The following is a 14,823-nucleotide window of genomic DNA, read 5'->3' as shown; positions in this document are numbered from 1 at the left end:
GATTTCAGAGCGAACGGGCCGCGCGAGGGAGCGCGGGGCCGCGCCCCGCCCCGGGGACGCGGCCCGGCGGGCGCGGGAAGGGTGACGACGTGATCTACTCCATGGGCCGCGGACGCGGCGCAGACCCCCTGTCGGCGCACGGCGGGGGCGCCGCCGGCGCTTCGGGATCCGGCGCCGCCGCGCCGGCCGAGGCCGCATTCGACGACGGGCCCGACGGGCGCATGGCCGCCGCCCAGGACGTGCGGCGCACGGCGCGCCGCGCGCGCGAGGCGCCGGGCGCCTCCTTCGGCTACCTGTTCCGCTGGGCCGAGGACGCGCCCGACGATCCCGACGCCGAGGCGCGCCTGGCCGCGCTCGCCCAGGCGATGTCGGAGGACGAGTGCGACCCCCGCCGGGCGGCCTCGGACCTGCCGCTGATCGTGCCGCTGTTCGGCCAGTTCCTCGAGCACGACCTGACGGCGGCGAGCGACCTGCGCACCACCTCCGGGCGCTCTCCCGAATCCGCGCCCGTGCGCCCGCGCGCGCGGGCGGAGGTCGAACGCTCGCTGGTCAACCTGCGCGACGGAACGCTGGACCTCGAGAGCCTCTACGGCGTCGACGCGGCCGAGGGGCCGCTCGCCGGGCGCATCGCCCGCCTGATGCGCGAGCCGGGGGCGGAGGCGCGGCTGCGCCTCGTGGCCCCGGCGCCCTCCGGGCGGGGGCGGGTGGCGAGGCCCGCCGACCGCGGGGCGGACCTGCCCCGGCTGGGGCTCGCGCTCGGCGGCGACGCGGAGACGGGGATCTCGGAGGCGGAGATCATGGCCCTGCCCCCGCGCCTGCGCCTGCGCCGCAGCTTCCTGCGCGACGGCGCGGTCAATCCGGCGCGCGCCCTGACCGGGGACCTGCGCAACGACGGCCACGTGCTGCTGGCCCAGCTGCAGGTGGCGCTGGCGCGGTTCCACAACCGGGTGGTGGACGAGCTGGCCGACCGCGGCGACGTGGCGCCCGGCGCGCTGTTCGAGACCGCCCGGCGCGAGGTGCGCCGCCACGTGCAGTGGCTGGCGCTGAACCGCTGGCTGCCGCGGCTGTGCGATCCCGCGGTGCTGGCGCGGGTGCGCCGGGCGGGGGCGCCCTTCTACGTCGAGATGCGCAACGGCGTGCGCGCGCCCGGCCAGCGCCGCCAGCCGGCGCCGCTGGAGTGGTGGGCCGCCGCCGCGCGCTTCCGCCTGCCGATGATCCCGGCCGAGGCGCCGCTGAACCGCTTCCACCCGCGCGCGGGCCTGGCGCTGCAGCGGCGCGCGACCGGCGCGGGGATCGCCGGCGACCGGCTGCCCGCGGACCGGACGGCGAACTGGTCGCGGCTGGCGGTCGAGCCGCGCGCCGGCGGGCCGCGCGGCGCGCGCGCCATCGGCACCCACATCGCCCCCGACGAGCGTCACGCCCCCCTGTTCCGCGACCTGGCGCTGGCGACGCTGCGCAAGGGCCACGCGCTGAACCTGCCCCCCGCGCAGGCCTGCGCGGCGGAGCTGAACATGGTCTACGTCGACCTCGTGCGCCCGCTCTCGCGCCAGGGGCTGCTGGGGGGCCACACCGGCGAGGCGGTCCGCGACGGGTTCGAGGAGCGCACGCCCCTGTGGTTTTACATCCTGCGCGAGGCGGAGGTGCAGCGCGACGGGCGGGGGCTGGGCCAGCTCGGCAGCGCGATCCTGGCGGAATCGATCATCGGCATGATCGCGACCGACCCGGACTCGATCTGGCGCCGCCGCGGCCGCCAGGGCCTGCCCTGGTCGCCCGAGGACGGCGTCCGCCCCGGCGGCCGCGTCGTCGACGGGTTCGAGGCGCTGCTGGAGGCGGCCGAGCTGCTCTGACCGCCGCCCCGCCCTCCCGGGCCGCCGTCGCCGCCCTCCCGGGCCGCCGTCGCCGCATTCCTGGGCGCCCGGGCGCCGCATTTCCGGGCGCCGGGCGCCGCCGCGCCCGTTCCAAAGGCGCCCAGGACCGGGAAACCTTCGCCTTGCCCGCATGGCACGTCGCCTGCATTCTGGTCCTTGCGCAGGACGCCTAGGGTTCCGTCCGCCGCGCTCCCCGTCCCCTCCGGGCGGGAGCGGGGCGGCGCTGGTCCGAGAGGCGTCGCCCCTCCGCGGCAGCGGCGGGGGTACACGGCGGGAGAAAAGCCCGGGAGGCCACTGCGACGGTCCGCAACGCGTGCGCTGGGTCCCGTCCGCGCGGGCGGGCCGCAGCCTCCGTGGACGGGACCGCCGGAAGGACCCGAGATGACCCTTATCCGCAAGACCGCCCCGCGCAGGGGATCCAAGGCCCTCGCGCTCGCCGCGGCCGGCGTGCTGGCCCTCTCCGCCGGAACTCCGGCGCTGGCGCAGGCGAAGACCGAGTTCTCGATCGCCTGGTCGATCTACGTGGGCTGGATGCCGTGGGGCTACATGGCCGACCACGGGATCATGGACAAGTGGGCCGAGAAATACGGCATCACCGTCGAGATCGTGCAGATCAACGACTACATCGAGTCGATCAACCAATATACCGCCGGCGCCTTCGACGGCGTCTCGGCCACCAACATGGACACGCTCTCGATCCCCGCGGGCGGCGGCGTGGACACCACCGCGCTGATCGTGGGCGACTATTCCAACGGCAACGACGCGATCCTGGTGAAGGGCGAGGGCGCCACGGTCGAGGACCTCGCCGGCAAGCCGGTGAACCTGGTGGAACTTTCGGTCTCCCACTACCTGCTCGCCCGCGCGCTGGAGAAGGCGGGGCTGGCCGAGCGGGACCTGGGCGCGGTGATCAACACCTCCGACGCCGACATGGTCGCCGCCTGGCAGACCTCGGACGTCGAGGCGGTGGTGACCTGGAATCCGCTGGTCTCGACGATCCTCGAGATGGGCGACGCGGTGAACGTCGCCGACAGCTCCGACATCCCCGGCGAGATCATCGACCTGCTGGCGGTGAACACCGAAGTGCTCGAGGCCAACCCCGCCTTCGGCAAGGCGGTCGTGGGCGCGTGGTACGAGACGATGGCGTTGATGTCCTCCGACACCGAGGAGGGCGCCGCCGCCCGCGCCGCGATGGGCGAGGCCTCGGGCACCGACCAGGCCGGCTACGAGGCGCAGCTCGACTCGACCGCGATGTTCTACGAGCCGTCCGAGGCGGTGGCCTTCGTCGAGGACCCCAAGCTCGCCGAGACCATGACCTACGTGGCCCAGTTCCTGTTCGACAAGGGCATCCTGGGGACCGGCGCGCCCTCGCCCGACTTCGTCGGCGTGGCCTATCCCTCGGGCCAGGTCACCGGCGACGAGGGGAACGTGAAGTTCCGCTACTCGGTCGAGTACATGAAGATGGCGGCCGACGGCCTCCTCTGACGACGCCAGCGACGACGGGGAGGCCGCGCCCGGCCTCCCCCCTCTCGATCCCTCGCAGCGGGAGAGGCCCATGCCAGCCGGTTCCGGAAACCGCGGCGCCACGCGCGCGCCCTGCGCCGAGGCGCCCCCGCCGGCGACCGACCTGCGGACGCCGCGACGACGCCCGCCCCGGGGCGCCCCGGGCCTGACCCGGGGCCTCTTCCCGCCGCCTGCCGCACGCGCGGCCCTGCGCGGCGAGGCGCGAGCGCCGCATGGGGCGCCTTGCGCCGGCCGCTCCGCGTCCCCTCGGGGGGAGGCATGAGCATGCGCTGGATCAACCGACGCCCCGGGCGCCTCGTCGCCTTCGGCCTCGCCGCCCTGCCCTTCGCGCTGGCGGTGCTGGGTTACGTGATCGCCTCCGACCTGCGCCGCGCCGCCAACCCGGCCGACAAGCTGCTGCCCGCGCCCGCGCAGATCCTCGACACCGCGCTCAGCCTCGCGACCGAGGCCGACCGCCGCTCGGGCGACGTGCTGCTGTGGCTCGACACCTCCGCCTCCCTGATCCGGCTGGCGGAGGGGGCCTTGATATCGGCGTCCATGGGCCTGGTCTTCGGCCTGCTGATCGGGCTGATCCCCGGCATCCGCACGACGCTCGCGCCCTTCGTCTCGGTGATCTCGCTGATCCCGCCGCTGGCGATCCTGCCGATCCTGTTCATCGTCTTCGGCCTCGGCGAGGTCTCCAAGGTCGCGCTGATCGCCATCGGCATCGCCCCGGTGCTGATCCGCGACATCGCCCAGCGCACCGCCGAGATCCCCGAGGAGATGATCGTGAAGGCCCAGACGCTGGGCGCCTCGACCTGGGCCATAATCACCCGGGTCGCCCTGCCCCAGGTCCTGCCCCGCCTGATCGGCGCCCTGCGCCTGTCGCTGGGCCCCGCCTGGCTGTTCCTGATCGCCGCCGAGGCCATCGCCTCGACCGAGGGGCTGGGCTACCGCATCTTCCTCGTGCGCCGCTATTTCGCGATGGACGTGATCATCCCCTACGTGATCTGGATCACCCTGCTCGCCTTCCTGATGGACCTCGGCCTGCGCCAGCTCCATCGGCGCGCCTTCCCCTGGGCGGGGCCCGCCACATGAGTTTCGTCACGGTCTCCGACATCTTCCAGTCCTACGGCAAACGCCCGATCCTGGAGCGCGTGAACCTGGAGGTCGCCGAGGGCGAATTCGTCTCCATCGTCGGCGCCTCGGGCTGCGGCAAGTCCACCTTCCTGCGCCTGCTGCTGGCGCAGGAGCGCCCGACCCGCGGGTCGATCTCCATCGAGGGCCGCCCCCCCGCGCAGGAGCCCGACCGCGACCGCGGCGTGGTCTTCCAGCGCTACTCGGTGTTCCCCCACATGACGGTCCGCGGCAACCTGATCGCGGCCGAGGAGCTGGGCGGCGAGCGCGCGGGCCTCCTCCCCCGCTTCTTCGGCGCCCGCCGGCGCGAGGCCGCGAAACGCGCCGACGCCGCCCTGGAACGCATCGGCCTCGCCCATGTCGCCGACCAGTACCCCGCCTCGCTCTCCGGCGGCATGCAGCAGCGCCTCGCCATCGCCCAGGCGCTCGCCGGCCGGCCCCGCGTGCTGCTGCTGGACGAGCCCTTCGGCGCGCTCGACCCCGGAACGCGCCTCGCCATGCACGCCTTCCTCCAGGACCTGCGCGCCGAGACCAACATGACGGTGTTCATGGTCAGCCACGACCTCGAAGAAGCCTTCAAGCTCGGCGACCGTGTCCTGGTCTTCGACAAGCCCCGCTGGGACCCCATCGAGCCCGAGGCCTGGGGCGCCACGATCACCTACGACTTCGACGCGCGGGACGGCGGCATCCCCTTCCAGAACCGCCCTTTCGCCGAGACCCCGACCTCGCAAGCCCAAGAGGACGACCATGTTCCCCAGGTCTGAACCCCGCCGCCGCATCTCCGCAGCCCTGCTCCCCGACCGTCGCCGGATGCACCACCCCGACCTCTCCAAGCTGCAGGGCTGGAAGGCGATGCGGGCCGAGGCCGACATCCCCGGCACGGAATGGGAGAAGGAGAAGGCCTGGGCCCTGCGCATGGGCCTGACCGGCGCGGATTCGATCGAGGACCGCTCGATCCCCACCTTCGCCCGCGGCGAGCTGCCCCACTACGCCGGCATCAACACCTTCCTGAAGGCCCCCTACACCGAGGATGTGACCGAAGTCGGCAACTATGACGCGACGGTGCTGGGCATCCCCTTCGACGGCGGCACGACGTATCGACCGGGGACGCGCTTCGGCCCCCAGGGCGTTCGAAAAATCTCCGCCCTCTACACGCCCTACAACTACGAGATGGCCATCGACCTGCGCGAGCAGATGACGCTCTGCGACGCGGGCGACGTGTTCACCATCCCGGCCAACCTCGAGAAATCCTTCGACCAGATCAGCCGCGCCGTCTCCCACGTGTTCTCCTCCGGCTCTCTGCCGATCATGATCGGCGGCGACCACTCCATCGGCTTCCCCTGCGTGCGCGGCATCGCCGAGTGCACCTCGAAGAAGATCGGCATCGTCCACTTCGACCGCCACGCCGACATCCAGGAGAAGGACCTGGACGAGCGGATGCACACCACGCCCTGGTTCCACTCGACCAACCTGCCCAACGTGCCGGCGAAGAACCTCGTCCAGGTCGGCATCGGCGGCTGGCAGGTCCCGCGCGAGGCGGTGAAGGTCGCCCGCGAGCGCGAGACCAACATCATCACCATGTCCGACATGGAGCGGATGGGCGTCGACCGCACCGCCGAGATGGCGCTGGAGATGGCCTGGGACGGCGTCGACATGGTCTACATGTCCTTCGACATCGACAGCATCGACTGCGGCTTCGTCCCCGGCACCGGCTGGCCCGAGCCCGGCGGGTTCCTGCCGCGCGAGGCCCTCGCCCTGGCCTCCAAGGTCGCCGCCGAAGGCATCTGCGGCATGGAGCTGGTCGAGGTCTCGCCCCCCTACGACACCTCCGACATCACCGCGCTGATGGGCACGCGGGTGATCGTGGACGTGCTGGGCTCGCTGGTCGCGGGCGGCAAGCTGGGCGCCCACAAGAAGCACATCGACAAGCCCGTCAGCCTGCCGATGGGCGAGTGGTCCGAGGCCACCCACGGCAAGCGCTGGGGCCGCCCCGCCGGGAGCCGCTGAAATGCCCCACGACCACATGCACGACCATGAGCACGGACATGGGCATCGGCATGGGCACGGGCTCGGGCACGGGCACGGGCATTCCCACGGGCATGACCACCCCCATGGTCACGGCCACAACCACGCCCACGCCGACCACCTGCACAGCCACATGGACCCGGGCGACCGCGCGGCCGAGCTGCAGGTCCTGACCGCCCAGTTCGTCGACGGCTTCCGCGAGGCCCGCGACAAGGCCGCCTACCTTCGCATCGCCGGCGTCCCCCTGGAGATCGCCGACGAGGCCGGCGGCCCGCCCCTGAAGCTGGTCGACGTGACCCTGACGACCGAGTGGCAGGTGGGCGCCGCCAGCCCCTCCTTCGGCTCGCGCGAGCTCAGCTACCTGCCCTACCCGGGCGAGATGATCGCCGAGCGCACCAACCTCGGCTTCGTCTACGTCTCGCTGAACGCCAGGCGCGTGGTGGACCTGCGCGGCTTCCTGGCGGCCCGCGACGCGCCCTGACGCGGCGCCCGGCCGCCGCCCCTGCGCGGGCGGCGGCCCCCTGCGGCGTCCCTGCCTCGACTTCCTGCGCGTCTGCGCCTTGAAACCCCGCGCGCGCTCGGCTAGACGCACCCGCACGGAGAGGTGGCCGAGTGGTCGAAGGCGCACGCCTGGAAAGCGTGTATAGGGGCAACTCTATCGCGGGTTCGAATCCCGCTCTCTCCGCCACCACCCCCACGCATCGAGTTTCACGCCGGACGGAATTCCCTCGCTCGCAAGGGAATTGGCTGAGCAGGCGTCTCGCCAACTTTCTTGCGAACTCGCAGCATCTCACTGAAATTGCGGGATGAGATGTGGGACGCCGGCGAGGCCGACATGACGGCCGAGCAGGTGGATTCGCAGACGCGCGCCGCAAAGGGCTAGCGCAGCGGTCGTCATCGGGAGAGCCAGCTCACCGAGATCTCGGCGCGCAAGAAAGGGCCCGGCCGGCATTCCGACGTCACGGGCCTCTATCTCGTCGTCGATCCGAGCGGCGCCCGACGCCGGGTGCTTCGGCTAATGGTCCAGGGTCGACCGCGGGATATCGGTCTCGGCGGCGCTTCGATCGTCTCGCTGGCCGAGGCGCGGGAAGCGGCGCAGGAGCTCCGCAAGATCGGCCGGGTCGGCGGCGATCCGCGCGCGGTTCGGGATCGGGAGAAGCGGGCCTCGCCGGCCCTCGTGCGAGTTGCGCGCGAGGTGCATGCGCGCTGATCCTGCCCCGATCTGGTGGACGGGGTCAGGCCGCCATGCGCTCCATGTCGGCCGGCGAACGGTAGCCTGTCCCGGAATGCAGCCGCCGGGAATTGCAGAAGCCCTCGATGTAGGCGAAGAGGTCGCGACGCGCCTCGCCGCGGGTGGCGTAGACGCGGTGGTGGACGCGCTCGACCTTCAGGGTGTGGAAGAAGCTCTCCATTGGCGCATTGTCGAGGCAGTTCCCCTTCCGGCTCATAGACGGCGTGATCCATGCGGCGGCAAGGGCTTGGCGGTAGGCATCCGCTGCACATTGGACGCCCCTGTCGCTGTGATGGACGAGCCTTGGCGCGGGTCGCTGCCGCTTGATGGCCATTTCCCACGCCTCGAGCGCGATGTCGGCGTGCAAGGTCTCGCGGACCGCCCAGCCGACGACCTTGCGGTTATGCATGTCGATCAACGCCGAGGTGAGCGGGGACCGTGGCCCGTGCGGGGCCGCGCAAGCCCCGCGAACGCCAGCCTTCGCCGGTGCGGACGCAGGTCAGGTCGGCGAGCCGGACCTGGTTCGGCCCCGTCGCCGTGAAGTTCCGTCGAAGCCTGTTCGGTGCGATCGGGTGACCGTGCCGGCTGTCCTTCGTGCGCAGCCGGCGCGGGATCGCCGCCAGGCCGCGCAGACCGGCCCGGCGCATCAGCCGCGCGATCCGGTGGCGGCCGACACGCCCGCCGTGGGCGCGCAGATACGCGTGCACCCGCGGCGCCCCGTAGGCCCCGCCGCTCTCGGCGTGGATCGCCGGGATCTCGGCCAACAGCGCGCAGTTCGCGAAGGCGCGCCCGCTCTCCGGCCGCCGACGCCAGGCGCAGCAGCCGCCGGGCGATACGCCGGGACCGCGGCAGGCCATGCGAACCGGCCAGAGACGGCGATGCTCATCGACGAACCGGCGCCTCGCCGGCTGGCCGCTCCGAAGATGAGCGCGGCTTTCTTTAGGATGTCGCGCTCCATCTGCGCCCGCGAAAGGTCCCACTTCAGCCGCGCGTTCTCCGCGGCGAGGTCCACCGGAGACGGGACCTGCGTCGCGGGCTGCCGCGACGGCGACGGTTCGGAGAGCTGCTTCATCCAGCGCCGCAGCAGCGTCTCGTGAAGACCCAACTCCTCGGCGACGCGCACGATCGGCAGACCGCTGTCGAGCACACGCTCGACGGCCTGCCGCTTGAAGCTCTCCGGAAAATGGCGACGCGTCTTCGTCTCCATCGGACACTCCTCTCCTGGCTCGAAAGCCGTAGCACGGGTGTCCACCAGACCGGGGCAGGATCAGACTGTCCCTCCGCCCACGGCTGCGGAGCGGTCGGAGCCGCCTCGTCAGGGCCTCGGGAAAAGAGTCCTCTCTACAAGCCGACAGGGCGTCCCGTTTCAACACAGAACTCTCGTCGTCGCCTGGATGCGCTGTGCGGATCCGATCCTGGACCTGCAGGATTCACCGACGGCTTCCCCTGGCATCAGAGGAAGGCGTCACCGGGCGAGCGTCTTCGCCGTGTCTGCGACGACGGACCGGAGCCAGCGGTGGCCGGCGTCGTGGCGATGGCGCGCATGCCAGGCCATCTCGACCGGGAACCTGCCGAGATCGACCGGCGGCTCGACGATCCTGAGGCGCGGGTCGCGTTCGAGCGCGCGGCAGATCAGGCGCGGCAGCGTCGCGCAATGATCGGTGACGGCGATCATCTCGGGCACGGCGAGAAAATGCGTCACCGATATCGCCACCTCGCGCCGAAGCCCCTGACGGTCCAGCGCCTGGAAGAGGCCCGCCCGCAAGCGGCCGGGCGGCAGGACGTTGACGTGCTTCAGGCGCTCGTAGGTCGCGCGATCGAGCGCCTCGCCGACGTCGGGGTGATCGGCGCGCACCACGCAGGCCAGGCCCTCGTCCATCAGATGCTGCACGACGACGGTGTCGGGCTGATCGACCACCCGGCCGACCGCCAGCGCGGCCGCTCCCGACATCACGCCCGCCTCGGTCAGGTCGTCGCCGAAGGGCGCAAGCCGCAGGCGAACCCCCGGCGCCTCGTCCCGCAGCCGGGCGACGAGCCGCGGCATCACGACGAACTCGACATAGCTGTTGGCCGCGATGGTGAAGAGGCGCTCCGCCTCCGCGGGACGGAAGGTCTGCTGCGTCCTCACCAGTTCGTCGAACTGCTCCAGCGCCGCGGCGACGGTGGGGAAGATGCTCTCGGCGAACTCGGTCGGGGCGACGCCATAGCGCTCCCGGACGAACAGCGGATCGCGGAACGTCTCGCGCAGGCGGTTCAGCGTGTTCGACAGCGCAGGCTGGGTGACGCCGAGCCGCTCGGCCGCGCGCGTCACGCTGCGCTCCTCCATCAGCGCCATGAAGGCCGGGAACAGGTTCAGATCGTATTTCACAAGGTATCATTCAGACTGATGATTTTCGTTCAAGAGATAAATTAGTCGAATGAGTCCGGCTCTCCCATATCCCCGTCAGCGGCAGGGCGGAAGCGACGCCCGACGGGCCGCGAAGCCCCTTCCGAACCGGCGCCCGACGGCGCCGAAACGCCAAAGGAGACGACCTGTGAACGTTCTCATCGTCCTCACCTCGCACGACCGCCTCGGCGACACCGGCCGCAAGACCGGCTTCTGGCTCGAGGAGTTCGCGGCCCCCTACTACGTCTTCAAGGATGCCGGCGCCCGGATCACGCTGGCCTCGCCCAAGGGCGGCCAGCCCCCGCTCGACCCCAAGAGCGAGGAGCCCGGCTTCCAGACCGACGCGACCCGGCGCTTCGTCGCCGACGAGGCGGCCAAGGCGCAGCTTGCGGCCACGGTCCGGCTCGACAGCGTCGACCAGAAGGATTTCGACACCGTGTTCTATCCCGGCGGCCACGGCCCGATGTGGGATCTGGCCGAAGACCCGGCCTCGGTCGCGCTGATCGAAGCCTTCTGGGCGGCCGGCAAGAACATCGGGCTCGTCTGCCACGCGCCCGGCGTCCTGCACCGGGTCAGGAACGCCGACGGGACGCCCTTCGTCCAGGGGCGGCGGGTGACCGGCTTCACCAACAGCGAGGAGGCGGGCGTCGGGCTGACCGACGTGGTGCCCTTCCTCGTCGAGGACGAGCTCGTCGACCAGGGCGGGATCTTCTCGAAGGTCAAGGACTGGGGCGTCCACGTGGTGTCCGACGGGCGGCTGGTCACCGGTCAGAACCCGGCGTCTTCGACCGAGGCGGCGCGCACCCTGCTCGCCGCGGTGGCCGCAGCCAGCTGAGGCCGCCGCCCTCGCCGCCGCCGATCTCCGGCGGCGGCTCGCGCTCTGCCGATCGAGGCCGCCGATGACCCCCCTGAACCCGACGCTTTCGCTCGCGCAGGCGCGCGCCATGACCGAGCGCGCGATCGCCGCGGCCGACGCCATGCATGTGTCCTGTTCGGTCGCCGTCACCGACGCGAGCGGCGGCCTGCTGACGTTCCTGCGCCATGACGGCGCGTTCCCGGGGTCGGTCGAGCTCGCGATCGACAAGGCGTTCACCGCCGCGATCTTCGATGCGGGAACCGACGCTCTCGCCGTTCTGGCGCAGCCGGGCGCAGAGCTCTTCGGCATCCAGCATTCGCATGGCGGCCGGGTCGTCGTCTTCGGCGGCGGCGTGCCGATCCGGATCGACGGCCGGATCGTCGGCGCCGTGGGCGTGAGCGGCGGAACCGTCGCGGAAGACGTCGCGATCGCCGAGGCCGCCGCCGCCGTTTTCTGACGGCCCTGCGAGGGCGGACGCGATCCCGGCGGCCGCCCGGGCCGCTCTGGATTTTTCGAGATCGGACCCGCTCGGCCGCACCGTGGCCGGGGCCGGGACCCTGCGCCATCACCCCGGCGAAAGGATGCTCGGATGCGCGATGGAATCGACGGCAAGGTGGTGCGCGTCGACAACGCCGGCCCGATGCCGATCCGGCCCATGGCGGAGGCGAACGCCGACGCGTGGGACCGGATGATCGGCGTCGACCTCAAGGGCGTCCTCTACGGAATCGCCGCCGCCCTCCCGCGCTTTCCGGCGCGGGGAAGCGGTCGCGTCGTCAACCTCGGCTCGGTCGCCGGTCTCAAGGTCTTCGCCCCCGGCGGCACGGTCTCTTCGGGCGCCAGGTTCGCCGTCGGCGCGATCGCGGAAGGCCTGCGTCAGGAGGTCGGCGACAAGGTGCGCGCGACCTCGGTCGAGCCCGGCGCCGTCGACAGCGACCTCGGGCACGGAACCTCGGGAACCGCCGAAGCCACGGTGCTCGACTTCTACAGGCAGGCGATCCCGGCGTCTTCGGTGGCCCGCGCGATCGCCTTCGCCCTCGAGCAGCCGGACGACGTCGACGTGAACGCCATCGTGCTGCGGCCGACGCGCCAGCAGTTCTGACCGTCGTGCGGGGCGCCGCCTCCGGCGCCCCGCACCGCATCGACCCGCGCACGCGGAGGACCTTCCGATGACCACGCGCGTTTTCCGGGCCGTCGCCGCCGCCCCCGGCGTCATGCGCGCCGGGAGGCCGGGCCGGCCGCCTCTCGCCGGCCCGGCCGCGCCGGGCCCGCTGGCCTTCGGCGTCGCCGTCGTCTGCCTCGTTCTCGTCGCGCTGGGGCTGCGGCCGGGCATCGTGTCGATCGGCCCGATCCTGCCCTCGCTGATCGCCGAGTTCGGGCTGCTCCACATGCAGGCCTCGCTCCTGACCGCCATCCCGACGCTGCTGATGGGTCTGCTGGCCCCTGCGACGCCCTGGCTCGCGAGCCGCTTCGGCCGCGACCGCGCGATCGCCGCGGCCCTGGCGCTGATCGCCGTCGCCACCGTCGGCCGCGCTTTCGCGGGGTCGACGGGGGCGCTGCTGGCCGCGACGGCCGGGGTCGGGGTCGGCATCGCGATCGCCGGCGCGCTGGTCCCCCCGTTCGTCAAGGCGACCTTTCCCAAGCGGGTCGCCCTGCTGATGGGGGTCTACGCCATGGCGCTGTCGGTCGGAGGCGCGCTGGCGGCGGCCGGCACGGGCCTGCTGGCGCAGGTCGTCGCCTCCTGGCGCGCGCCGGCCGGCGTCTGGGCCGCGCCCGCGCTGATCGGCGCGGCGGCATGGCTGGTCGTCGAGGCGCGGGGCCGCGCGGCATCGGGGGCCCGCGTCTCGACGCCCCGGCCCCGGCTTCCGGCGGGCGAGCGCAAGGCCTGGCTCATCGCCGTCTTCTTCGCGCTGAACAACATGGTGTTCTACAGCTGCGTGTCGTGGATCGCGCCGCTCTACGTCGAATCCGGGCGGTCGCCCGCCTCGGCCGGACTGATCCTGTCCTGCTTCACCGTGGCGTTCATGGCGGCGCCCCCCCTTTTCGGCGCGATCAGCCGCAGCGACGATCGCAGGGCCGTGCTGGCTCTGGCCTCCGCCCTCAGCCTCGCCGGGATGATCTGGTTGGCGGTCGCGCCGGGCCTTCTCCCGTTCGCCGCCGTCTCGCTCGTCGGCGCCGGCGCCGGGGGCGCGTTCACGCTGGCGATGACGCTGCCGCTCGACAACGCCGACACGGACGCCGAGGCGACCGCCTGGAACGCCTTCGCCATGTTCGTCAGCTACATCGTCGGGGCCGCCGGTCCGCTGCTCGTGGGCTCCCTGCGGGACGCCGCCGGCGACTACACGGCGCCCCTGTGGATGCTGGTCGGGCTGAGCGTCGCGATGCTCGCCGTCACGCCCTTCCTGCAGCCGCGGCGGCGCGGCGGCGCGACGCCGCCGTGAGCCGGCGCCCGCCAGGCGCCCCCGCGGCCGGGCGCGCCGGGGGCGGCGTCGCGCCCGCCCCCTGCGGGTCGCCGGCGCCGCCTTCCCGCAGCGCGCGCGTCAGCGCCTCGCGCAGGCGCGCACCGGATCCCGGACCGCCCGGCGATACTCGGTCGGGCTCATGCGCATGTGCTTGAAGAACACCCGCGCGAGGACCTGGTTGGACGAATAGCCGACGGCGAGCCCGATCTCCGTGATCGACAGATCCGTGCGTTCGAGCAGTTCGCAGGCCTTCTCCAGCCTCAGCCGCGTGAGGTAGACCCGGGGCGGCGCCCCCAGGCTCCGTTTGAACATGCGCGCGAAGTGATAGGGCGAGAGCCGGGCCTCGGCCGCCAGCTCGTCGAGGCTGATGTCCTCCGACAGCCGCGCGCGCATCAGCTCCACCGTCCGGCGCTCGGCCCAGGGCGCGAGACCGCCCCTGGCGGGCGCGAACGGGGCCCCGCCCAGGCGGCAGAGCTCGGCGAGGATCTCGCAGCCCGCGGCCTGCGCCAGCAGCCGCGACGGCGCCCCCTCGTCCTCGCACAGCGCCCAGAGGTTGCGCAGCGCCGAGCGGATCGTCGGCGAGTCGAACACCCGGCCGTAGGCGAAGGAACTGTCGAAGGAGAACCGCCCCTCGGCGCCCCCGTCGAGCGTCTCCTGCCACTTCGCCACGGGGAAGGCCACGCTCCGGAGCTGATGATTGCGGTCGTTGATCACCGTGGTCGAGAAGTTCGGCGCGACGACCGTGAAGGTGTCTTTCCTCGTCTTCACGTCGATGCGGCCGCCTCCCAGATCGCCCCTGAGACGACCGCCGCCCAGGATGTCCTCGACCAGGACGAGGTCCGCGATGGGCGGTCGGGACATGTCCCCGGCCGGCCGCGCCACTTCCAGAAGGTCGACGAGTCCGCCCGAGGATTTCCTGGCGCGCACGTAGGAGGCATGTCGGCCCGTGCCGTGCCACTGCGCGAACGAAGACGGGGCATGCAGCGTCATCGCCGTCCCTCCCGAGCCGCCCGCGCGCCCCGGGCGCCCCGCGCCCGCAGGGACGCGGCCGGCCGGCCGTCGCCGAGCCGTTCCGTGGCGCCCGGGCGCACAGGCCGCATCGCCGTTGCATCTCGCTCAAGGCGCATGCCGACCCTCGGAACAGACGGATGTCCCCGGCAGCGGCGAACCCGATGTCGCCGGCTGCATCGCGTGGGCGAAATGATGTTCGATCGCGACGGGAATGGAAAGGCGCGAGGTCCGGGCCCGGCGCCGCATCTCCGCGGCCCTTCCCCGGCCTCGCCGCGACGACCTCTGCGGCGCGCCCCCGTCTCCGCCGCCCCCGCCCCCGCCGCCCCCGCCCCCGCCGCCCCGACGGCGCC

The 14,823-nt window shown here is 72.7% G+C and carries 13 protein-coding genes, 1 tRNA gene and 1 pseudogene; 12 read left to right on the top strand and 3 right to left on the bottom strand.

The window, feature by feature from the left end:
- Positions 1–221 precede the first annotated feature (221 nt).
- The 8 genes from BM064_RS04090 to BM064_RS28480 all read left to right on the top strand — a co-directional run bounded on the left by BM064_RS04090 (position 222) and on the right by BM064_RS28480 (position 7,740).
- The gene (locus tag BM064_RS04090) at positions 222–1,847 is read left to right on the top strand and encodes a peroxidase family protein (RefSeq protein WP_143103252.1); all 1,626 of its coding nucleotides are present in this window, start codon (positions 222–224) and stop codon (positions 1,845–1,847) included.
- Between the two features lie 402 nt (positions 1,848–2,249).
- Complete coding sequence (locus BM064_RS04085; protein WP_092858146.1) at positions 2,250–3,350, top strand: putative urea ABC transporter substrate-binding protein; 1,101 nt, start codon at positions 2,250–2,252, stop codon at positions 3,348–3,350.
- Positions 3,351–3,653: 303 nt separating this feature from the next.
- Positions 3,654–4,466, top strand: coding sequence for an ABC transporter permease (locus BM064_RS04080; protein WP_092858144.1), 813 nt, complete (start codon positions 3,654–3,656; stop codon positions 4,464–4,466).
- Positions 4,463–5,269, top strand: coding sequence for an ABC transporter ATP-binding protein (locus BM064_RS04075; protein ID WP_092858142.1), 807 nt, complete (start codon positions 4,463–4,465; stop codon positions 5,267–5,269). Before BM064_RS04080 ends, BM064_RS04075 begins: the two co-directional genes overlap by 4 nt.
- The gene (locus BM064_RS04070; RefSeq protein ID WP_092858140.1) at positions 5,253–6,512 is read left to right on the top strand and encodes an agmatinase family protein; all 1,260 of its coding nucleotides are present in this window, start codon (positions 5,253–5,255) and stop codon (positions 6,510–6,512) included. The genes BM064_RS04075 and BM064_RS04070 overlap by 17 nt, the downstream gene beginning before the upstream one ends.
- Position 6,513: 1 nt before the next feature.
- On the top strand, positions 6,514–7,011 hold the full coding sequence (locus BM064_RS04065; RefSeq protein WP_245779047.1) for a hypothetical protein: 498 nt from the start codon (positions 6,514–6,516) through the stop codon (positions 7,009–7,011).
- A gap of 117 nt (positions 7,012–7,128) precedes the next feature.
- Positions 7,129–7,218, top strand: a tRNA-Ser gene (locus BM064_RS04060).
- Between the two features lie 231 nt (positions 7,219–7,449).
- A complete protein-coding gene (locus tag BM064_RS28480) occupies positions 7,450–7,740 on the top strand; it encodes an Arm DNA-binding domain-containing protein (protein ID WP_092858138.1) in 291 nt (96 codons plus the stop codon).
- 25 nt (positions 7,741–7,765) lie between these two features.
- Here the strand turns inward: BM064_RS28480 and BM064_RS04050 are convergent.
- Positions 7,766–8,968 (bottom strand): annotated as a pseudogene (locus BM064_RS04050) (IS3 family transposase).
- Between the two features lie 258 nt (positions 8,969–9,226).
- Positions 9,227–10,129, bottom strand: a complete 903-nt coding sequence (locus tag BM064_RS04045; protein ID WP_092858136.1) for a LysR family transcriptional regulator — start codon at positions 10,127–10,129, stop codon at positions 9,227–9,229.
- A gap of 166 nt (positions 10,130–10,295) precedes the next feature.
- On the opposite strand from BM064_RS04045, the gene BM064_RS04040 reads away from it, so the two are divergent.
- The 4 genes from BM064_RS04040 to BM064_RS04025 all read left to right on the top strand — a co-directional run bounded on the left by BM064_RS04040 (position 10,296) and on the right by BM064_RS04025 (position 13,441).
- Positions 10,296–10,982 (top strand): type 1 glutamine amidotransferase domain-containing protein, encoded by a 687-nt coding sequence (locus BM064_RS04040; RefSeq protein WP_092858134.1) that lies wholly within the window; start codon positions 10,296–10,298, stop codon positions 10,980–10,982.
- 64 nt (positions 10,983–11,046) lie between these two features.
- On the top strand, positions 11,047–11,460 hold the full coding sequence (locus BM064_RS04035) for a GlcG/HbpS family heme-binding protein (protein WP_092858132.1): 414 nt from the start codon (positions 11,047–11,049) through the stop codon (positions 11,458–11,460).
- A 132-nt stretch (positions 11,461–11,592) separates the two neighbouring features.
- The gene (locus BM064_RS04030; protein ID WP_092858130.1) at positions 11,593–12,102 is read left to right on the top strand and encodes an SDR family oxidoreductase; all 510 of its coding nucleotides are present in this window, start codon (positions 11,593–11,595) and stop codon (positions 12,100–12,102) included.
- Between the two features lie 67 nt (positions 12,103–12,169).
- On the top strand, positions 12,170–13,441 hold the full coding sequence (locus BM064_RS04025; RefSeq protein ID WP_218160945.1) for an MFS transporter: 1,272 nt from the start codon (positions 12,170–12,172) through the stop codon (positions 13,439–13,441).
- Between the two features lie 99 nt (positions 13,442–13,540).
- Here the strand turns inward: BM064_RS04025 and BM064_RS04020 are convergent, their stop codons facing one another.
- Positions 13,541–14,452, bottom strand: a complete 912-nt coding sequence (locus tag BM064_RS04020) for a helix-turn-helix domain-containing protein (protein ID WP_092858128.1) — start codon at positions 14,450–14,452, stop codon at positions 13,541–13,543.
- Positions 14,453–14,823 lie beyond the last annotated feature (371 nt).

The organism is Albimonas pacifica, from assembly GCF_900113695.1.
GTDB classification, from domain to species: Bacteria; Pseudomonadota; Alphaproteobacteria; order Rhodobacterales; family Rhodobacteraceae; genus Albimonas; species Albimonas pacifica.
This window is presented reverse-complemented; position numbering and strand designations above follow the sequence as displayed.